Genomic DNA, 19,572 nt, shown 5'->3' with positions numbered 1-19,572 from the left:
CGTCTCTCTTTGGTGCCCGGGGCCGCCGCCCGCCGGTGAGGGTCGAAAGTGACCGACGGCGGCCCCGGTGGTTCCGCGATTCCGCTGCTGAACAGGGGTTCAGCAGGGACCGGTACCGCTGCTGAACAGGGGTTCAGCAAGGATCGGCACCGCTGCTGAACCGGCGTTCAGGAGGGCCCGACCGCCGCTCCTGAACACCGGTTCAGCAGGACTCAGCGGCTGTCGCTGCCCTTGGCCTCGGCCGCCGCGCGGCCGGCCTCCAGGCGCGCCACCGGGATCCGGAAGGGCGAGCAGGAGACGTAGTCGAGCCCGACCTCGTGGAAGAAGTGCACCGACTCCGGGTCGCCGCCGTGCTCACCGCAGACACCGAGCTTGATGTCGGGGCGGGTGGCCCGGCCGGCCTGGACGGCGCTGCGCACGAGCGCGCCGACACCGTCCTTGTCGATCGTCTCGAAGGGGCTGACGCCGAAGATCCCCTTCTCCAGGTACGCGGTGAAGAACGAGGCCTCCACGTCGTCGCGGGAGAAGCCCCAGACCGTCTGTGTCAGGTCGTTCGTGCCGAAGGAGAAGAACTCCGCGGCCTCGGCGATCTGGCCGGCCGTCACGGCGGCGCGCGGCAGCTCGATCATGGTGCCGAGCGCGAGCTTCAGCTCGACGCCGGTCTGCGCCTGGACCTCGGCGATGACCTGCTCGGCCTCCTCGCGGACGATCTCCAGCTCCTGGACGGTGCCGACGAGCGGGATCATGATCTCGACGCGCGGGTCGCCCTTGGCGTCGACGCGCTGGGCCGCGGCCTCGGCGATCGCCCGGACCTGCATGGTGAACAGGCCGGGGATGACCAGGCCGAGGCGCACACCGCGCAGACCCAGCATCGGGTTCTGCTCGTGCAGCCGGTGCACGGCCTGGAGCAGGCGCAGGTCGTTCTCGTGCGGCTCCTTGCGGGACTCGGCGAGGGCGACGCGCACCGACAGCTCGGTGATGTCGGGCAGGAACTCGTGCAGCGGCGGGTCGAGCAGCCGGACCGTGACGGGCAGCCCGTCCATGGCCTCGAAGAGCTCGATGAAGTCCTGCTTCTGCAGCGGCAGGAGCGCCTTCAGCGACTCCTCGCGCTCGGCGTCCGTGTCGGCGAGGATGAGGCGCTCGACGTACTGGCGGCGCTCGCCGAGGAACATGTGCTCGGTGCGGCACAGGCCGATGCCCTGGGCGCCGAAGCGGCGGGCGCGCAGCGCGTCCTCGGCGTTGTCGGCGTTGGCGCGGACGCGCAGCCGGCGGACACGGTCCGCGTAGGCCATGACGCGGTGCACGGCGGCGACGAGCTCGTCGGCGTCGTCGGCGCCGGCGTGCATGCGGCCCTCGAAGTACTCGACGACCGGGGACGGCACGACGGGTACCTCACCGAGGTACACCTTGCCGGTGGAGCCGTCGATGGAGACGACGTCGCCCTCCTCGACGACCTGGCCGTCGGCCGTGGTCATCCGGCGGCGCTTGGTGTCGACCTCGAGCTCCTCGGCGCCGCAGACACAGGTCTTGCCCATGCCGCGGGCGACGACGGCGGCGTGCGAGGTCTTGCCGCCGCGGGAGGTGAGGATGCCCTCGGCGGCGATCATGCCGTCCAGGTCGTCCGGGTTGGTCTCGCGGCGGATCAGGATGACCTTCTCGCCGGAGCGGGACCACTTGACCGCGGTGTACGAGTCGAAGACGGCCTTGCCGACGGCGGCGCCCGGGGAGGCGGCGATGCCGCGCCCGATCTGCTCGACCTTCGCGTTCTCGTCGAACTTCGGGAACATGAGCTGCGCGAGCTGGGCGCCGGTGACGCGCTGGAGCGCCTCGGCCTCGTCGATCAGGCCCTGGTCCACGAGCTGCGTGGCGATGCGGAAGGCGGCACCCGCGGTGCGCTTGCCGACACGGGTCTGGAGCATCCAGAGCTGGCCGCGCTCGATGGTGAACTCGATGTCGCAGAGATCCTTGTAGTGGGTCTCCAGGGTCTCCATGATGTGCATGAGCTGGTCGTACGACTTCTTGTCGATCGACTCGAGGTCGGCCAGCGGCACGGTGTTGCGGATACCGGCGACGACGTCCTCGCCCTGCGCGTTCTGCAGGTAGTCGCCGTAGACGCCGGCGTGGCCGGAGGCGGGGTCGCGGGTGAAGGCGACGCCGGTGCCGGAGTCCGGGCCGAGGTTGCCGAAGACCATCGAGCAGACGTTGACGGCGGTGCCGAGGTCGCCCGGGATGCGCTCCTGGCGGCGGTACAGCTTCGCGCGGTCGGTGTTCCAGGAGTTGAAGACGGCCTCGATGGCGAGGTCCATCTGCTCACGCGCGTCCTGGGGGAAGTCGCGGCCGGTCTGGGCCTTCACGATCTTCTTGAAGTGCTTGACGACCTTCTTGAGGTCGGCGGCGTCCAGGTCGGTGTCGCTGGCGACCTTCTTCGCGGCCTTGGCCTCGTCGAGGGCCTCCTCGAAGAGCTCGCCCTCGACGCCGAGGACGGTCTTGCCGAACATCTGGATGAGCCGGCGGTACGAGTCCCACGCGAAGCGCTCGTTGTCGGCCTGGCGGGCGAGGCCGGTCACGGACTCGTCGGAGAGGCCGATGTTGAGGACCGTGTCCATCATGCCCGGCATGGAGAACTTGGCTCCGGAGCGGACGGAGACGAGCAGCGGGTCGTCGGCCTGGCCGAGCTTCTTGCCCATCTGCTGCTCGAGCGCGTCGAGGTGGGCACTCACCTCGTCGCGCAGCGCGACGGGCTCCGAACCGCTCTCGAGGTAGACCTTGCACGCCTCGGTGGTGATCGTGAAGCCGGGGGGAACCGGCAGGCCGAGGTTGGTCATCTCGGCGAGGTTCGCGCCCTTGCCACCGAGCAGGTCCTTCAGGTCCCTGTTGCCCTCGGTGAAGTCGTAGACGAACTTCTGATCATTAATTTCCGACACGGGTCCCGACTCCTCGATGACTCGGTTGGCTGCCCTGACGGCGAGGAACATACCCAGATCGAAGGCGTCTGTGGAGGTACGCCTGCCGGTCACATGGTCTTAACCACCCGTCCGCCAGCACATCGAAAGTAACTGAGAGGTAGCTTCCGCTTTCAGGCCCCGAAGCTCACATGACTCATTATTGAGGTTTGACGCTCAGATGAGCGTACATCCGAGCACTTGCGTTCAAGTCTTGAACGCAAAAAGGGTGGCACCCAGTGCCACCCTTCAGGCTGTGCAGCCGTCCGTTACCTGCTCATGTGAGCGCCACCCCCCTCAGGGGTGGCGAGGATCACTCCTCCGGAAAGGCCGATTCCCGCACGGATCTCACCCGCCGGACGTGTCCAACTCGGCGTCCTCGCTCACACCCGAGCAGTCGTACGGGTCCTTCAACCAGCCGTCCGGCAGGACAACTCGGTTGTTTCCGGACGTACGACCCCGAGGGCCGTCCGCGCCCACCGGCCACGGCTGGTCCAGGTCGAGCTCGCTCAACTGAGCGCGCAGCTCGTCCAGCGAAGAGGTGACGGCCAGCTTCTTACGCATCTCGGAGCCGACCGAGAAGCCCTTCAAGTACCAGGCGACATGCTTGCGGAAGTCGATGACACCGCGTGCCTCGTCGCCGATCCACTCGCCGAGCAGCCGCGCGTGCCGCACCATCGCGTCCGCGACCACACGCAGACCCGGCTGGGCGTACTCCCCCGTGCCCTCGAAGCCCGCCACGAGGTCGCCGAAGAGCCACGGACGGCCCAGGCAGCCGCGCCCGACGACGACACCGTCGCAGCCCGTCTCCCGCATCATCCGCAGGGCGTCGTCGGCCGACCAGATGTCGCCGTTGCCCAGCACCGGGATCTCGGGCACGTGCTCCTTGAGGCGCGCGATCGCGTCCCAGTCCGCCGTACCGCCGTAGTGCTGGGCCGCCGTCCGCCCGTGCAGGGCGATCGCCGTGACACCCTCCTCGACCGCGATCCGGCCCGCGTCGAGGTAGGTGATGTGGTCGTCGTCGATGCCCTTGCGCATCTTCATCGTGACCGGCAGGTCGCCCGCGTTGCCCACGGCCTCGTTGAGGATCGCGCGCAGCAGCGGCCGCTTGTAGGGCAGGGCCGAGCCGCCGCCCTTCCGCGTCACCTTGGGGACCGGGCAGCCGAAGTTCAGGTCGATGTGGTCGGCGAGGTCCTCGTCGACGATCATCCGCACGGCCTTGCCGACCGTCACGGGGTCCACCCCGTACAGCTGGATCGAGCGCGGCTTCTCGGTCTCGTCGAACCGGATGAGCTGCATCGTCTTCTCGTTGCGCTCGACCAGGGCGCGCGTCGTGATCATCTCGCTCACGAACAGCCCCTTGCCGCCGCTGAACTCGCGGCAGAGGGTACGGAAGGGGGCGTTGGTGATGCCGGCCATCGGGGCGAGCACCACCGGCGGCTGCACGATGTGCGGCCCGATGGCGAGAGGGGAGAACGCGGTCATTGGGCCATTGTCGCGCACTGCGGCGGTCATTAGTTAGCCGTACTATCCGCACATGCCGGAGCTCACACGCGCGCGGCTCCCTCCCCCGCCACCGCCCCCTCGGTGACCAGCGCGAGGAGCCGCTCGACGCCCGCCCGGGTCGCCTCGTCCACGGGGACGTACGTCACGAGGCACGGACCGGCGGTCGGGCCGAGCCACAGGTTGGTGTGCTCGAAGCGGAGCACCCCGACCAGGGCGTTGTGGATGACCTTGGTGCGCCCGCCCGGGGCGACCACGTCGTGCCGGGCCCAGATCTCCCGGAACTCGTGCGAGGCCCCTTCGAGCCGCTGGACGAGCGCCTTCCAGGCGGGCTCCGCCAGGTGCTCGGCCATGGCGGCGCGGAGCTTCCCGGCGAGGATCGGGAGGAGGTCCGGCAGGTCGGTGGCGGCGGCCCGGAAGTCCGCGTCGGTGAAGGCCAGCCAGAGGGAGTTGCGGTCCTCGCGGGGCAGGGAGTCCAGGTCGCGGAAGAGCCGCCCGAAGGTGCGGTTGTAGGCGAGGAAGTCGAAGCGGCTGTTCTGGACGGCGGCGGGCAGCGGTTCCAGCTGGTCGAGCATCCGGCGCAGCGCGGGCGTGACGGCCGGGGAGCTCGTCCCGGGGTGCGGGTCGGACTGCCCGGCGAGGGCGAAGAGGTGGGTCCGCTCGGTCGGGTCGAGGAGCAGCGCGTCGGCGAGGGCGTCGAGGACCTGCGGGGAGACCTGGATGTCGCGGGCCTGTTCGAGCCAGGTGTACCAGGTGACGCCGACGGCGGAGAGGTGCGCGACCTCCTCGCGGCGCAGGCCGGGGGTCCGACGGCGGCGGCCCCGCGGGAGGCCGACCTGCTCGGGGGTGATCCGCTCGCGGCGGCTGCGCAGGAAGGCGGCGAGCTCGTGCCGCCGGGCCCCGGGGGAAGCCGCAGCCCCGGAGGGGGCCTCCGCCACGGAGGAAGCCACTGCCGCGGAGGGAGCCTCTGTCACGGAGGAAGCCGCCGCCACGGGCGTCGTCATGATCGTCACTCCTCCAGGGTGGCGGGCTTGCCGACCGGTTGCCAGGTAGTACTTGTACCAGGATAAGAAGACTCTGGTACCAGGCTGAGGGTGGGCGGATCGTCGAAGGCGTGACTTCGACCTCCGCCTCCACATCCACCTCCGCCCGAGCCGGCGCACCGACCCCCGCCCACGGCCCCGGTCCCGCGTCGCTCGGCCCGCTGGGCCTGTTCACCGTCCTCCTCGGCGCGGCGCTGCCGCTGATCGACTTCTTCATCGTCAACGTCGCCCTGCCGTCCATCGGCCGGGACCTGGCGGCCGGTCCCTCGCTCCTCGAACTGATCGTGGCCGGATACGGCCTGTCGTACGCCGTCCTCCTCGTCCTCGGCGGACGCCTCGGCGACCTCTTCGGACGCCGGCGCCTCTTCCTCGCCGGCATGACCGCCTTCGGCCTGACCTCGCTGGCCTGCGGGCTCGCCCCGGACGCGTGGACCCTCGTCGCGGCCCGGGTGGCACAGGGCGCGGCGGCGGCGCTGATGCTGCCGCAGGTGCTCGCGACCATCCACGCCTCGACGACGGGACCGCGCCGCGCGAAGGCGCTGAGCCTGTACGGGGCGACCGCCGGCCTGTCGATGGTGGCCGGTCAGATCCTGGGCGGCGTCCTCGTCGCCGCCGACCTCGCGGGCTCGGGCTGGCGGTCGGTCTTCCTGGTGAACGTTCCGGTGGCGGTCGTGGGCCTGCTGCTCGCCCTGCGGACCGTGCCGGAGACCCGCTCGGACCGGCCGGCCCAGGTCGACGTACGGGGCACCCTGCTCCTCGCGGTCGCGCTGCTCACCCTGCTCGCCCCGCTGACGGAGGGCCGTACGGCCGGCTGGCCGCTGTGGACCTGGGTCTCGCTCGCCGTGTTCCCCTTCGCGGCGGCCGCCTTCTGGCGGGTGGAGCGGCGGGCGGAGGCCCGGGGCAAGACCCCGCTGGTCCCGCCGAGCCTGCTCGGACTGGTCCCGTTGCGGCGCGGGCTGCTCCTGGTCCTGCCGCTGTCGGGGGGCTTCGGCGGCTTCATGTTCGTGATCGCGGTGGCGCTCCAGCAGGGCCTGGGCCTGGGGGCGGTGGCCTCGGGTCTCGCGCTCGTCCCGATGGCGGTGGCCTTCTTCGGCGCCTCGCTGGCGGGTCCCCGGCTCGTACGGCGCTGGGGCACCCGGGTGGTTCCTGCGGGCGCCCTGCTCCAGGCCCTCGGCCTGGGGCTGCTCGCCCTGACGGCCTGGCGCTCCTGGCCGGACCTCTCGGTGGGCAGCCTGCTTCCGGGCATGGCGCTCGCGGGACTCGGGCAGGGCCTCCAGCTTCCGGTGCTCTTCCGGGTGGTGCTCTCGGAGGTGCCGGCGGAGCGGGCGGGTGTGGGCAGCGGGGTCCTGGTGACGACCCAGCAGACGGCGCTGACCCTGGGCGTCGCCACCCTCGGCACGCTCTTCCTGAGCCTGTCCGCGGCCGGCCCGGACTCGGGGACGGCCCTCACGGTGACGCTGCTCCTCCAGCTCGCGATGGCGCTGGTGACGGCGGTACTCGCGCTGCGACTCCCGAAACTCCTGAGGTGAGCGGAAAGGGCCCGGGATGTCGGCACCCCGGGCCCTTTCCGTCGGCGACGCTACTCCTGGCCGCTCTCGGCGGCCCCGGCTCCCTGCGCGCGCTCGCGCATCTTCTTCAGGAGCTCCTGCTTCTGCTCGTCGGCCGTGCGGCGGACGGTGCCGCGGCCCCGTCCGGTGCCGTGCTGGTCGGCGCGGGACAGCTTCTTCCGCTGTCCGCCGACACCGAGGAGGTCGTTCCGGCTCTTGCCCATGGGGTTCTCCCAATCAGTGAGGTGTGCGGTGGTCGGACGGCCTGTGCGGCGCGCTCACTCGTAGATCTGGAAGAACAGAGACATGCCGCTGACGCTACCCCGGCACCAAGAGGGCGGCACCCCTTTTTCGCACCACCACCCACCGCCACCCACCATCCAAATGACAAATATTGAAATCTGTCATCGCTCATGCCATGGTTGTTCCATGACCAGCAACCAGAACCCCGCCCCCGTCCCCACCCGCCCGCTCGGCACCACCGGCCCCGCGGTCTCCGCCCTCGGTCTCGGCTGCATGGGCATGTCCGCGCTGTACGGGGAGAGCGACCGCGCCGAGTCGATCGCCACGATCCACGCCGCGCTGGACGCCGGGATGACCCTGCTCGACACGGGTGACTTCTACGGGATGGGGCACAACGAACTCCTGATCGCCGAAGCCCTGCGCAGTGCCCCCGCCGCCGCCCGCGAGCAGGCCCTGACCAGCGTGAAGTTCGGTGCCCTGCGCACGGTCGAGGGCGGCTTCACCGGGTACGACGGCCGCCCGGCCGCGGTGAAGAACTTCGCGGCGTACTCGCTCCAGCGCCTGGGCACGGACCACATCGACATCTACCGGATCGCCCGCGTCGACCCCGACGTGCCGATCGAGGAGACCGTCGGCGCCATCGCCGAACTGGTCGAGGCGGGCCACGTCCGGCACATCGGCCTCTCCGAGGTCGGCGCGGACACCCTGCGCAGGGCGGCGGCGGTGGCCCCGATCGCGGACCTCCAGATCGAGTACTCGCTGATCTCCCGCTCCATCGAGGAGAAGATCCTCCCGGCCGCGCGCGAGCTGGGCATCGGGATCACGGCGTACGGAGTGCTGTCGCGCGGCCTGATCAGCGGCCACTTCGCCCGGGACCGCGAGCTGGCCCCGGGCGACTTCCGGGGCATGAGCCCGCGCTTCCAGGGCGACAACCTCCACCGGAACCTCGACCTGGTGGACCGTCTGCGGTCCCTCGCCGAGGCGAAGGGCGTCACGGTCGCGCAGACCGCCATCGCCTGGGTCCTCGCCCAGGGCGAGCGCCAGGGCGCGGACATCGTCCCGCTGGTCGGCGCCCGGCGCCGGGACCGGCTCGCGGAGGCGCTCGGCGCCCTGGACGTCACCCTCGACGCCGCCGACCTCGCGGCGATCGAGGAGGCCGTCCCGGCGGGCGCCGCCTCCGGCGACCGCTACCCGGCCGCGCAGATGGCCCACCTGGACAGCGAGCACTGACAGGTACTGTCATTCCATGGCCGCCACCGAGACCCTGACCGCAGAGCGCATCCTCGAAGCCACCGAGGAGGTGCTCCGGCGCTACGGCCCCGCGAAAGCGACCGTCGTCGACGTGGCCCGGGTGCTCGGCGTCAGTCACGGCAGTGTCTACCGCCACTTCCGCACGAAGGCGGCCCTCCGTGAGGCGGTCACCGAGCGGTGGCTGGAGCGGACGATCGTCGCGCTGCGGCCGTACGTCGAGGGCGCGGAGCCCGCGGACGAGCGGCTGACCGGCTGGCTCACGGCCCTCTTCACGCTGAAGCGCCGCAAGGCGGGCGGCGACCCGGAGCTGATGGCGACGTTCCAGGTCCTGATCGGCGAGAACAGCGCGGTCGTCGACCGGCACGAGGACCACCTCGTCGAGCAGATCGCCCGCATCCTGGCGGACGGCCGCACCGAGGGCCTGTTCGCCGCCCCGGAGACGGACGCCAAAGCAACGGCCCGCGCGGTCTTCGACGCCACGGACCGCTTCCACAACCCTGCCCACGCCGCCGACTGGTCGGCCCCGGACGTCGAGGACGCCTTCACGGCGGTGGTCTCCCTGGTACAGCGGGCACTGCGGGCCTGACGGTCACGCACCCTGATTGTCACGCCCCCCTGACGGGCACGCCCCAAGACGGTCACGGCCCCGACGCGCACGGGAAAGCCCCCGGTTCCGAGGACGGAACCGGGGGCTTTCCCGTGTCTGCGATCAGATTCAGCAGCCGAGCAGGCGGCTGCCCAGGTAGCTCTGGATCTGGTCGAGGGAGACGCGCTCCTGCTTCATGGTGTCGCGCTCGCGCACGGTCACCGCGTTGTCGTCGAGGGTGTCGAAGTCGACGGTCACGCAGAACGGGGTGCCGATCTCGTCCTGGCGACGGTAGCGGCGGCCGATGGCGCCGGCGTCGTCGAACTCGATGTTCCAGTTCTGGCGCAGGTCCGCCGCGAGGCCCTTGGCCTTCGGCGAGAGCTGCGGGTTGCGGGACAGCGGCAGGACGGCGACCTTGACCGGGGCCAGGCGCGGGTCGAGCTTCAGCACGACGCGCTTCTCCATGACGCCCTTGGCGTTGGGGGCCTCGTCCTCGTTGTACGCGTCGAGGAGGAAGGCCAGCATCGCGCGGCCGACACCGGCGGCGGGCTCGATGACGTACGGCGTGTAGCGCTCGCCGGACTCCTGGTCCAGGTAGGTGAGGTTGGCGCCGGAGGCCTTGGAGTGGGCGTTCAGGTCGTAGTCGGTGCGGTTGGCGACGCCTTCCAGCTCGCCCCACTCGTTGCCGCCGAACTGGAAGCGGTACTCGATGTCGGCGGTGCGCTTCGAGTAGTGGGAGAGCTTCTCCTTCGGGTGCTCGTACCAGCGCATGTTCTCCTCACGGAGACCCAGACCCGTGTACCAGTTCCAGCGCTGCTCCATCCAGTACTCCTGCCACTGCTCGTCCTCGCCCGGCTTGACGAAGAACTCCATCTCCATCTGCTCGAACTCGCGCGTGCGGAAGATGAAGTTGCCCGGAGTGATCTCGTTCCGGAAGGACTTGCCCATCTGGCCGATGCCGAACGGCGGCTTCTTGCGCGAGGTCTGCTGGACCTGGCCGAAGTTGGTGAAGATGCCCTGGGCGGTCTCGGGACGCAGGTAGGCGACGGAGCCGGTGTCCTGGGTCGGGCCGAGGTGCGTGGAGAGCAGGCCGGAGAACTGCTTGGGCTCGGTGAAGGTGCCCTTGTTGCCGCAGTTGGGGCAGTTGAGGTCGGCGAAGCCGTTCTCGGGGAGGCGGCCGTGCTTCGCCTCGTACGCCTCCTCCAGGTGGTCCGCGCGGAAGCGCTTGTGGCAGGAGGTGCACTCGGTCAGCGGGTCGGTGAAGGTGGCGACGTGACCGGAGGCCTCCCAGACCTCGGTGGCCAGGATCACCGACGAGTCGATGCCGACGACGTCCTCGCGCGCGGTGACCATGTAACGCCACCACTGGCGCTTGAGGTTCTCCTTGAGCTCGACACCCAGCGGTCCGTAGTCCCAGGCGGCACGCTGGCCGCCGTAGATCTCACTGCACGGGTAGACGAAGCCACGGCGCTTGCTCAGGCTGACGATGGTGTCGATCTTGTCGGCGGCCACGGTGCTCTCTTCATTACGACGACGAAGTGCGAATGCCACAGGTTACCGGCGCCCGTACCCCCCGCATCAAATCGGTCCGGTGGCGGGGAGCGAGAGGTCCGGGCGCGGGGCCCGCGTGGGCCGGACCACACATACGACAATTGACAATCGTTTCCAGTTTTGTTGAAAATGAGTGTCATGAACGTACGTCGACTGATACCCGCCACCGCCGTCACCGGAGCCGTCGCGCTCGGACTCGTCACCCTGTCCGCCTGCGCCGGAACCTCCGACGCCGCCGACAAGGGGAGCAGCGGCAAGCTGGACGTGGTCGCGTCGTTCTACCCCATGCAGTATCTGGCCGAGCAGATAGGCGGCGGCCACGTCTCCGTCGACACGCTCACCAAGCCCGGCGTCGAGCCGCACGACCTGGAGCTCAAGCCGAAGCAGATCGGCGAGCTCGGCGAGGCCGACGTCATCCTCTACCTCAAGGGCATCCAGCCCGCCGTCGACGACGCCATAGCCCAGGCCGGCGTCAAGAACACCGTCGACGCCGCCACCCTCACGACGCTCGAAGCGCACGGCACCGAGGTCGGCCACGAGCACGAGGGCGAGTCCGCCGAGGAGCACGCCGCGCACGGCGAGGAGCACGGCGCCGAGGAAGCCGGCCACGAAGGCCACGACCACGGCACCGAGGCCGGCACCGACCCGCACATCTGGCTCGACCCCGTGAAGTACGCCGAGGTCGCCAAGGGTGTCGGAGCCGCCCTGGAGAAGGCCGACCCGGCCCACGCGGCGGACTACAAGAAGAACACCGACGCCCTGGTGAAGAAGCTCGGCGATCTGGACAACCAGTTCGAGACGGGCCTGAAGAACACCACCACCAGGACCTTCATCACCACCCACTCCGCCTTCGGCTACCTCGCCGAGCGGTACGGCCTGGAGCAGGAGGGCATCACCGGCATCGACCCCGAGTCCGAGCCGAGCCCCGCCCGCATCAAGGAACTCCAGGACATCGCGAAGAAGGACAAGGTCTCCACCGTCTTCTTCGAGACCCTCGCGAGCGACAAGACCGCGAAGACCCTCGCGGGCGACACCGGTCTCACGACCGACGTGCTCGACCCGCTGGAGGGAATCACGGACAAGTCCAAGGGCGATGACTACATCGAGGTCATGCAGTCCAACCTCGCCGCGCTGAAGAAGGCCCTCGGCGCGAAGTGACCACAGCAGCGCAGCAGGAGGCACGAGCCATGGCCCAGGAACTGGATCCGGAACCCGTCATCTCCGTCCGCGGAGCCACGGCGACCCTCGGCGCCCGGCCCGTCCTCCGGGGCGTCGACCTCACCGTCCGCCGCGGCGAGGTCGTCGCCCTGCTCGGTGCCAACGGCTCGGGCAAGTCCACCGCCGTCCGCTCCGTCATCGGCCAGGTGCCGCTGACCGGCGGCCGGATCGAGCTGTTCGGCACGGAGCAGAAGCGGTTCCGCGACTGGTCCCGCGTCGGCTACGTCCCGCAGCGCACCACCGCGGCCAGCGGCGTCCCCGCCACCATCCGCGAGGTCGTCGCCTCCGGCCGGCTCTCCCGCCGCCGGTTCGGCTGGCTGACGAAGGCCGACAAGGCCGCCGTCGAGTCGGCCATCGAGCTCGTCGGTCTCGCCGACCGCGCGAAGGACTCCGTCTCCGCGCTCTCCGGCGGCCAGCACCAGCGCGTGCTGATCGCCCGGGCGCTCGCCTCCGAGCCCGAGCTGCTGATCATGGACGAGCCGATGGCGGGTGTGGACCTCGCGAGCCAGGAGATCCTGGCGGCGACCCTGCGCGAGCAGGTCGCGGGCGGTACGTCCGTCCTCCTCGTCCTGCACGAGCTGGGCCCGCTGGAGCCGCTGATCGACCGGGCGGTCGTCCTCCGCGACGGCTGCGTCGTCCACGACGGCCCGCCGCCCGAGGCCGTCGGGCAGCACGCGCTGCCCGGCCACGACCACGTCCATCCGCACGCGGCCGGTGAGCCGCTCCGTACGGGTCTGCTGACCTGAGACAGCCGACCCTGGGAAGCTGACCTGATCATGGAAATGCTCGATCTCGCCTTTATGCAGCGCGCGCTCCTCGCGGCCGTGCTCGTCGGCATCACCGCGCCCGCCGTCGGCATCTACCTCGTCCAGCGCCGCCAGGCGCTGATGGGCGACGGCATCGGCCACGTCGCCATGACCGGCGTGGGCCTCGGCTTCCTGCTGAACTCCAGCCCGGTCTGGATGGCGACGCTGGTCGCCATCGCCGGCTCGGTCGCCATGGAGCTGATCCGGGCGTACGGGAAGACCCGCGGCGACCTCGCGCTCGCGCTGCTCTTCTACGGCGGCATGGCCGGCGGCGTCCTGCTGATCAACCTCTCGCCGACCGGCTCGAACGCCAACCTCAGTTCGTACCTCTTCGGCTCGCTCTCCACGGTCTCGTCCGAGGACATCACCGCGATCGCGATCCTCGCGGCCTTCGTGGTCCTGGTCACGGTCGGCCTGCGCCGCCAGCTCTTCGCCGTCAGCCAGGACGAGGAGTTCGCCCGGGTCACCGGCCTGCCGGTGCGCGCCCTGAACCTGCTCATCGCGGTCACGGCCGCGGTCACGGTCACGGTCGCGATGCGGGTCGTGGGCCTGCTGCTCGTCAGCGCGCTCATGGTGGTGCCCGTGGCGGCGGCCCAGCAGCTGTCGAAGTCGTTCCGCACGACCTTCGTCCTCGCCGTGGCGACCGGCATCACGGTCACGCTGGCGGGCACGGCCACCTCGTACTACCAGGACGTCCCGCCCGGCGCGACGATCGTCCTGTACGCGATCGGTGTCTTCGTCCTGCTGACGCTCCTGGCCGCCCCGCTCGCCAAGCGGCGGGCCCGGGCCGCCGAGGCGGGCGCGGAGAGCTGCGACGCACCGCAGCCGCCGCGCCCTCGGCCGAGCGACGACGTGAAGGTCTGAGCGGCGGTACGAGGTCCGACCGCGGGCACACGGGGGGCTGGCAGAATGGCGGGGGCAGACAAGCATTCAAGGAGGCCCCCGTGGTGACGGCAGGACCCCCCGTACGAGGCCGCTCGACCAAGCAGCGGGCCGCCGTGTCGGCGGCGCTGAACGAGGTGGACGAGTTCCGCAGCGCCCAGGAGCTGCACGACATGCTCAAGCACCGCGGCGACTCGGTCGGCCTCACCACCGTCTACCGGACGCTCCAGTCCCTCGCGGACGCGGGCGAGGTCGACGCGCTGCGCACGAGCGACGGCGAGACGGTCTACCGCCGCTGCTCGACCGGCGACCACCACCACCATCTGGTCTGCCGCCTCTGCGGCAAGGCCGTGGAGGTGGAGGGCCCGATGGTGGAGCAGTGGGCCGAGACGATCGCCTCGGAGCACGGCTTCGTGAACGTGGCGCACACGGTCGAGATCTTCGGCACGTGCGCGGACTGCGCCGCGAAGTGAGCTGACGTACGACGAAGGGCCCGCACCGACACGATTCGGTGCGGGCCCTTCGTCGTACGTCACACGCGGGCGGCGTTCCGGTCCAGGAGCGTACGGAGCCGGTCCACGTCGGCGGGGTCGGCGAAGGCCCGCTTGGGCAGCGCGCCCACGCCCGCGCCGCTCTTGTCCGCGGAGAGCAGGACGAACTGGGTCGGCGTCTCGGCGTACCGGGCCATCAGCTGCCAGCGGCCCACGACCTCGCTCTGGCCGGTCACCCAGCGGACCCCCGTCTCGTCGACGCTCGCCCGGTGCTCCCCCTGCCGCTCGATCATCGGGAACATCAGCCGGGCGACGAGCCGCGGCATCGCGGGCACGAGGACGGCTGCGACGAGGCCGAGCGACACCATCAGCGCCAGCGGCCCCGTCTCCGCCCCGCCGGGGCCGGTCAGCATCAGGCCGACCGTCAGGAACGCCAGCACGGCCGCGGCCGGCAGCACCCACCGCAGCCACCGGAACAGGCCGTACCGCAGCTGCACCCGCACCGCGTCGACGAGGTCCTCGCGCGTCGGCGTGTACACGAGCTCCATCCCGTCCCCCCCGCTCCCGCTCAGGCCTTTTCGAGGACGGCCAGGTCCGCCGGGTCGACGCCGCCGAAGCGGCGGTCGCGGGACGCGTACTCGACGCAGGCTCGCCACAGGTCGCGGCGGTCGAAGTCCGGCCACAGCACGTCCTGGAAGACCATCTCGGCGTACGCGCTCTGCCAGATCAGGTAGTTGGAGGTGCGCTGCTCGCCGCTGGGGCGCAGGAAGAGGTCCACGTCCGGCATGTCCGGGTAGTACAGGTACTTCTGGATGGTCTTCTCGGTGATCTTCGCCGGATCGAGCCTGCCGGCCTTCACGTCCTCCGCCAGCGCCTGCGCCGCGTCCGTGAGCTCCGCGCGACCGCCGTAGTTCATGCAGAAGTAGAGCGTGAGCTTGGTGTTGTCCTTGGTCTGCTCCTGCGCGACCTGGAGCTCCTTGGCCACCGACTTCCACAGCTTGGGCATGCGGCCGACCCAGCGCACCCGGATCCCGAGCTCGTCGAGCTGGTCGCGGGTCTTGCGGATGAAGTCGCGGTTGAAGTTCATGAGGAAGCGCACCTCCTCGGGCGAGCGCTTCCAGTTCTCGGTGGAGAAGGCGTAGAGCGAGATCGATCCGACGCCCATCTCGATCGCGCCCTGGAGGACGTCGAGCACCTGCTCGGCGCCGACCTTGTGGCCCTCGGTGCGGGGCAGGCCGCGCTCCTTGGCCCAGCGGCCGTTGCCGTCCATGACGATCGCGACGTGCTCCGGGACCAACTCGGGCTGGAGCTTCGGCGGGCGGGCACCGGAGGGGTGCGGCTCGGGGGTGCTGTACTCCCGGCGCTGGCGACCGAGCAGTCGTGCGATGGCCATGGGTGGTCTCTCCTAGCTCTTTTCTACATACCGCAGGGAGCGCAGGCCGCGCTCCAGGTGCCAGTGCAGATAGGCGGACACGAGTCCGCTGCCCTCCCTGACGTGACGCGGCTCGCACGCGTCCGCCGTCGCCCAGTCGCCGGTGAGCAGCGCGCTGAGCAGGCCGATGGCCTCCGCAGAGGGTACGACGCTTCCGGGCACCCGGCAGTCGCCGCATATGACCCCGCCCGCCCCGACCGAAAAGAACCGGTTCGGGCCGTGGAGTCCGCATTTCGCGCAGTCGTCGAAGCTCGGCGCGTAGCCGTTCACGGCGAGCGAGCGGAGGAGGAAGGCGTCGAGGATGAGGTGGGGTGCGTGCTCGCCCCTGGCGAGGGTCCGCAGGCCTCCGACCAGCAGCAGGTACTGCTGGACGGCGGGTTCGCCCTCGTGGTCGGTGAACCGTTCCGCCGTCTCCAGCATGGCCGTGCCGGCGGTGTACCGGGCGTAGTCGGTGACGATCCCGCCGCCGTACGCGGCGATCGTCTCGCTCTGCGTGCAGAGCGGCAGCCCGCGTCCGACCAGCTCACTCCCCCGGGCGAAGAACTGCACGTCCACGTGCGAGAACGGTTCGAGCCGCGCCCCGAACTTCGACTTGGTCCGCCGCACCCCGCGCGCCACGGCGCGTACGCGCCCGTGACCGCGCGTGAGGATCGTGATGATGCGGTCCGCTTCACCCAGCTTCTGGGTGCGCAGCACGATGCCGTCGTCGCGGAACAGACTCATGCGCCCATTCTCGCGTACGACGGGGGCGCTCCGACCGCGGGGAACGCTTTCCGCATCCGGGCGAGGAGGGCCGCGGCCGCCGGTGCCGCGGGGCCGTCCGCCGGCCAGACGAGGGCGACCCGGCCGCGAAGGTCCGGTTCGGCGAGGGGAAGGGTACGGAGCCCCAGCTCGGCCGCCGCCCCGGGCGGGAGCTCCGGGAGGACGGCGACCCCGAGGCCGCGGGCGGCGAGCCGCGCGAGGAGCAGCGGGGCGGCGGCCTCGAAGGCGACGTGCGGCCGGAAGCCCGCCCGGGCGCAGCCACGCTCCAGCACACCGCGCAGGCCGGTGCCGCGCGGCAGGCTGATCAGGGGACGGCCGTCGAGCGCGGTGAGCGGGAGTGCGGTCCGGCCGCCCTCGGCGGTGGCGAGCAGCGGGTCGTCCGGAGCCGCCGCGACGATCAGGGGTACGTCGACGAGGACCTGGAGGTCGACACCCTGCGGGGGCTCGTCGTCGGCGAGGCCGATCACGGCGAGGTCGAGTTCGCCCCGGCGCAGAGCGGTGAGCATCCGCTCCGAGGTGTCCTCGGTGAGGGAGATCTCGACCTGCGGGTGGTCGTCGTGGAAGTCGGCCAGGACGGCGGCCACGTCGAACTCCTCGACGGCGGCGCCGGACACGAGCCCGATCGCGACCTGCCCCCGGACGAGCCCGGAGAACTCGTCCACGGTCCGCCGCAGCCCCTCGACGGCCGCGAGCGCCGCCCGCGCGAAGGGGAGGACCGCTTCACCGACGGCGGTCGTGGTCACGGTCCGGCCGGAGCGGTCGAGGAGCGCCTGCCCGAGCTCCCGTTCCAGCTGCCGGATCTGCGCGCTCACGCCCGGCTGCGCGAGATGGAGGCGGGCGGCGGCGCGGGTGAAGTTGGCCTCCTCGACGACGGCGAGGAAGTACTGCAGCTGGCGAAGCTCCATAACCGGTGATTCTAGTGAGGAGAAGAACCCGCTCTTGGACTTCTGGCAGGCCCTTCGCCACGCTGGTGGCCATGGAGACCACGGCGGCGGAGATGCGGGCGCGGATACGGACGGAGATCGCGGCGGAGCGGCGCGAACTCGCGTACGTCCTGGACGGACTGACCGACGAGCAGTGGGACGCGCCGACACTGTGCGGAGGTTGGCGCGTACGGGAGGTCGCCGGCCACATGAGCATGGGCTTCCGGTACTCCTTCGGCAGGACGGCCCTGGAACTCGCCCGCGCCGGCGGCAACCTGCACCGGATGACCGACCGCCTCGCACGCCGCGACGCCGCCGCCCTCACCCCGAGCGAACTCGCGGCAGCCCTGCGGGACAACGCCGACCATCCCTGGAAGCCGCCGGTGGGCGGCCTGGCGGCTGCCCTGGGCCACGACGTGATCCACGGCCTGGACATCACGGTCCCGCTCGGCCTCGGACGCCGGATCCCCGAGGAGCGCCTGCGGATCCTGCTGGGGACGGTCACTCCTCGGACGCTGCGCTTCTTCGGGGCGGACCTCGACGGCGCGGTCCTTCGGGCCACGGACCTGGACTGGTCCTACGGGACCGGCTCCCGGGGCTCCCGAGTGGTGAGCCGCCCCGCGCAGGAACTCCTGCTGCTCGCGTACGGACGCACGCCCCACCGGCCGGAGTGACGGGCACCGCCCGGCCGGTGGCGCGGAGTCTTCAGGGCACCTCCCCACGGCTCCGCGCGTTCACGTGGGCCGTGGCGGCGCTCAGCCGCTCGGACGAGGTCGCCTCGCGCACACCCTCGGGCTCCACGTCCCACTCGCGCCCGCCGCCGAGCGGGCGGATCTGGACGTAGGGCCCCTCGTGCCCCATGACTCTCCCGACCCGTCCGGTACGGATCTCCACGACGTACGACCCGATGGGAAGCGTCATGTCCTGTTCTCCTCCCCCGGCAGTAGGGCGGCGGCGATGAGCCGCGCCGTTTCCGCCGTGCAGCATCCCAATTCCACGAGCGGCCTCGGGGGGTCGGCGGCGAGGGTGACGACGTCGAGCCCGAGCGAGGGGAGAGTGATACCCGCCCTCGCGAGCGCCGCGCGCAATTCCGTCACTGCCTCTTGAGTGGCTTCGATGGCCCCCGTGGTCGTCTTCATGATGTCTTCCTTCACCAACGTATGCCTTTCTGAATCCATTTCCCGCTTCGCCTCACCAGGGTGGGGCCGGATCCGTAGAATCGGCAGATGCGCAGGTCGTACAACTGCGGCGTAGGGTTGGGGAGTTAATCCATGGCCAAGGGCAAGCAGGACGAGACGTGGGAGTTCTTCGGGGAGCTCCTCAAGGAGCGCCGCGAGGCTTCGGGTCTCTCACAGGGCGAGCTGGGCGGACGCGTGTTCGTGTCCGGCGGATACATCGGACTGTTCGAGCAGGGAATTCGAAAGCCGCAGCTGGATGTGGCGCAGAGAATCGACGAGGTCCTGCAAACCGGCGGTATTTTCGAACGCACGGTACGCAAACTCATCAACAAGTCGCCGTACGCCTCTTATTTCCACGAGGTGGCGGAGCTGGAGTCGGTGGCGACGAGGATCTGCGAGTTCGCGCCGACGGTGGTGCCGGGCCTGATGCAGACGGCGGAGTACGCGCGGGCGGTGACGGTGGCGACGCACCCGTTCGCCACGGAGGAGTTCATCGAGGAGAAGGTCACCGCGCGAACCGACAGGGCGGCGGTCCTCAGGGGCCCTACAAGGCCGGAGTATTGGGCCGTCCTGCACGAGAACGCGGTGCTCACCCCCGTGGGCGGCCCAGCCGTGATGGCCGCGACGCTCGACCACATCGCCACGCTGGCCCGGGAGCGGCGAGCACTGGTGACCGTCCTGCCTCGCTCGGTCGGCGCACACGCCCACATGACCGGCTCGCTCAAGCTCATGGAGTTCGACGACCAGCCGCCAACGGCCTATGCGGAGACGGGGTTTTCGGGAACCCTCCTCGACGATCCGGCAGTGGTGAAGCAGGCACAGCGCGCCTACGATCTGCTCAGGGTCGCCACGCTGTCGCCGGAGGCCTCCCTGTCCCTGATCGAGTCGGCGGCGGAGGACCATAGACGATGCGCCAGTACGACCTGACCCACGCCCACTGGTTCAAGAGCTCCTACAGCAACGGCGACGGCGGCGACTGCGTCGAGGTCTCGTACGACTTCACCGGCGTCGTCCCCGTCCGCGACAGCAAGAACCCCACCGGCCCCGTCCTCCTCGTCCCGGCCGCCGCCTGGTCTGCCTTCGTCACCGGCATCGGCTGACCGGTCGTCACGCGCCTGAAGGGCTGACGCCGTCTCTGCCCGGCAGCGTCCCGGATCCGGCGCGGAGAGTCGGGAACCGGCCTGCCCGTGCGGACACATACGGGTGTGGAGTCC

21 protein-coding genes are annotated in these 19,572 nt (G+C 70.7%); 10 read left to right on the top strand and 11 right to left on the bottom strand.

Annotated features, from left to right (window positions below; genetic code table 11):
* Positions 1-212: 212 nt before the first annotated feature.
* The 3 genes from ppdK to DEJ46_RS27010 all read right to left on the bottom strand — a co-directional run bounded on the left by ppdK (position 213) and on the right by DEJ46_RS27010 (position 5,449).
* Positions 213-2,924, bottom strand: a complete 2,712-nt coding sequence (gene ppdK, locus DEJ46_RS27020; protein ID WP_150274797.1) for a pyruvate, phosphate dikinase — start codon at positions 2,922-2,924, stop codon at positions 213-215.
* A 366-nt stretch (positions 2,925-3,290) separates the two neighbouring features.
* Positions 3,291-4,427 carry a tRNA dihydrouridine synthase DusB gene (gene dusB, locus DEJ46_RS27015; RefSeq protein WP_150270434.1) on the bottom strand — a complete coding sequence of 379 codons (1,137 nt, stop codon included), beginning with the start codon at positions 4,425-4,427 and terminating at the stop codon, positions 3,291-3,293.
* Positions 4,428-4,489: 62 nt separating this feature from the next.
* Complete coding sequence (locus tag DEJ46_RS27010) at positions 4,490-5,449, bottom strand: helix-turn-helix domain-containing protein (RefSeq protein WP_150270432.1); 960 nt, start codon at positions 5,447-5,449, stop codon at positions 4,490-4,492.
* Positions 5,450-5,559: 110 nt separating this feature from the next.
* Here DEJ46_RS27010 and DEJ46_RS27005 point away from each other — a divergent pair, with 110 nt between their 5' ends.
* Positions 5,560-7,017 (top strand): MFS transporter, encoded by a 1,458-nt coding sequence (locus tag DEJ46_RS27005; protein WP_150270430.1) that lies wholly within the window; start codon positions 5,560-5,562, stop codon positions 7,015-7,017.
* 50 nt (positions 7,018-7,067) lie between these two features.
* Here the strand turns inward: DEJ46_RS27005 and DEJ46_RS27000 are convergent, their stop codons facing one another.
* A complete protein-coding gene (locus DEJ46_RS27000) occupies positions 7,068-7,259 on the bottom strand; it encodes a DUF6243 family protein (protein ID WP_150270428.1) in 192 nt (63 codons plus the stop codon).
* 205 nt (positions 7,260-7,464) lie between these two features.
* Between DEJ46_RS27000 and DEJ46_RS26995 the strand changes: the two genes are divergently transcribed.
* Both DEJ46_RS26995 and DEJ46_RS26990 read left to right on the top strand, forming a co-directional pair.
* Positions 7,465-8,508 (top strand): aldo/keto reductase, encoded by a 1,044-nt coding sequence (locus DEJ46_RS26995; protein WP_150270426.1) that lies wholly within the window; start codon positions 7,465-7,467, stop codon positions 8,506-8,508.
* Between the two features lie 16 nt (positions 8,509-8,524).
* Entirely contained in the window at positions 8,525-9,115 is a 591-nt protein-coding gene (locus DEJ46_RS26990) for a TetR family transcriptional regulator (RefSeq protein WP_150270424.1), read from the top strand.
* Between the two features lie 129 nt (positions 9,116-9,244).
* Here the strand turns inward: DEJ46_RS26990 and DEJ46_RS26985 are convergent, their stop codons facing one another.
* The gene (locus tag DEJ46_RS26985; RefSeq protein ID WP_150270422.1) at positions 9,245-10,627 is read right to left on the bottom strand and encodes a glycine--tRNA ligase; all 1,383 of its coding nucleotides are present in this window, start codon (positions 10,625-10,627) and stop codon (positions 9,245-9,247) included.
* A 177-nt stretch (positions 10,628-10,804) separates the two neighbouring features.
* On the opposite strand from DEJ46_RS26985, the gene DEJ46_RS26980 reads away from it, so the two are divergent.
* From DEJ46_RS26980 to DEJ46_RS26965, 4 genes are all read left to right on the top strand, one after another.
* Positions 10,805-11,824: a metal ABC transporter solute-binding protein, Zn/Mn family gene (locus DEJ46_RS26980; protein WP_150270420.1), complete on the top strand. Its 1,020-nt coding sequence runs from the start codon at positions 10,805-10,807 to the stop codon at positions 11,822-11,824.
* Between the two features lie 29 nt (positions 11,825-11,853).
* Positions 11,854-12,630: a metal ABC transporter ATP-binding protein gene (locus tag DEJ46_RS26975; protein WP_150270418.1), complete on the top strand. Its 777-nt coding sequence runs from the start codon at positions 11,854-11,856 to the stop codon at positions 12,628-12,630.
* A gap of 30 nt (positions 12,631-12,660) precedes the next feature.
* Entirely contained in the window at positions 12,661-13,554 is an 894-nt protein-coding gene (locus DEJ46_RS26970) for a metal ABC transporter permease (RefSeq protein WP_150270416.1), read from the top strand.
* Between the two features lie 80 nt (positions 13,555-13,634).
* Positions 13,635-14,045, top strand: coding sequence for a Fur family transcriptional regulator (locus tag DEJ46_RS26965; RefSeq protein ID WP_150270414.1), 411 nt, complete (start codon positions 13,635-13,637; stop codon positions 14,043-14,045).
* Positions 14,046-14,104: 59 nt separating this feature from the next.
* Here DEJ46_RS26965 and DEJ46_RS26960 read toward each other — a convergent pair whose 3' ends face one another.
* From DEJ46_RS26960 to DEJ46_RS26945, 4 genes are read right to left on the bottom strand one after another with little or no spacing between them, the layout of a single operon-like run.
* Positions 14,105-14,611 (bottom strand): YcxB family protein, encoded by a 507-nt coding sequence (locus tag DEJ46_RS26960; RefSeq protein ID WP_150270412.1) that lies wholly within the window; start codon positions 14,609-14,611, stop codon positions 14,105-14,107.
* 20 nt (positions 14,612-14,631) lie between these two features.
* Positions 14,632-15,456, bottom strand: a complete 825-nt coding sequence (locus tag DEJ46_RS26955; protein ID WP_150270410.1) for an isoprenyl transferase — start codon at positions 15,454-15,456, stop codon at positions 14,632-14,634.
* A 12-nt stretch (positions 15,457-15,468) separates the two neighbouring features.
* A complete protein-coding gene (recO, locus tag DEJ46_RS26950; protein ID WP_055643554.1) occupies positions 15,469-16,218 on the bottom strand; it encodes a DNA repair protein RecO in 750 nt (249 codons plus the stop codon).
* Positions 16,215-17,162 (bottom strand): LysR family transcriptional regulator, encoded by a 948-nt coding sequence (locus DEJ46_RS26945; protein ID WP_150270408.1) that lies wholly within the window; start codon positions 17,160-17,162, stop codon positions 16,215-16,217. The genes recO and DEJ46_RS26945 overlap by 4 nt, the downstream gene beginning before the upstream one ends.
* A gap of 71 nt (positions 17,163-17,233) precedes the next feature.
* Here DEJ46_RS26945 and DEJ46_RS26940 point away from each other — a divergent pair, with 71 nt between their 5' ends.
* Positions 17,234-17,854, top strand: coding sequence for a maleylpyruvate isomerase family mycothiol-dependent enzyme (locus DEJ46_RS26940; RefSeq protein ID WP_150270406.1), 621 nt, complete (start codon positions 17,234-17,236; stop codon positions 17,852-17,854).
* 31 nt (positions 17,855-17,885) lie between these two features.
* Here DEJ46_RS26940 and DEJ46_RS26935 read toward each other — a convergent pair whose 3' ends face one another.
* A complete protein-coding gene (locus tag DEJ46_RS26935; RefSeq protein ID WP_055643552.1) occupies positions 17,886-18,101 on the bottom strand; it encodes a hypothetical protein in 216 nt (71 codons plus the stop codon).
* A complete protein-coding gene (locus DEJ46_RS26930; RefSeq protein WP_150270405.1) occupies positions 18,098-18,319 on the bottom strand; it encodes a hypothetical protein in 222 nt (73 codons plus the stop codon). Before DEJ46_RS26930 ends, DEJ46_RS26935 begins: the two co-directional genes overlap by 4 nt.
* A 132-nt stretch (positions 18,320-18,451) precedes the next feature.
* On the opposite strand from DEJ46_RS26930, the gene DEJ46_RS26925 reads away from it, so the two are divergent.
* Together DEJ46_RS26925 and DEJ46_RS26920 are read left to right on the top strand one after the other, a co-directional pair.
* On the top strand, positions 18,452-19,285 hold the full coding sequence (locus DEJ46_RS26925; protein ID WP_150270403.1) for a helix-turn-helix domain-containing protein: 834 nt from the start codon (positions 18,452-18,454) through the stop codon (positions 19,283-19,285).
* The gene (locus tag DEJ46_RS26920) at positions 19,267-19,458 is read left to right on the top strand and encodes a DUF397 domain-containing protein (protein ID WP_150270401.1); all 192 of its coding nucleotides are present in this window, start codon (positions 19,267-19,269) and stop codon (positions 19,456-19,458) included. The genes DEJ46_RS26925 and DEJ46_RS26920 overlap by 19 nt, the downstream gene beginning before the upstream one ends.
* Positions 19,459-19,572 lie beyond the last annotated feature (114 nt).

Origin of the sequence: Streptomyces venezuelae (assembly GCF_008642375.1) — a bacterium.
Taxonomy (GTDB): Bacteria; Actinomycetota; Actinomycetes; order Streptomycetales; family Streptomycetaceae; genus Streptomyces; species Streptomyces venezuelae_G.
This window is presented reverse-complemented; position numbering and strand designations above follow the sequence as displayed.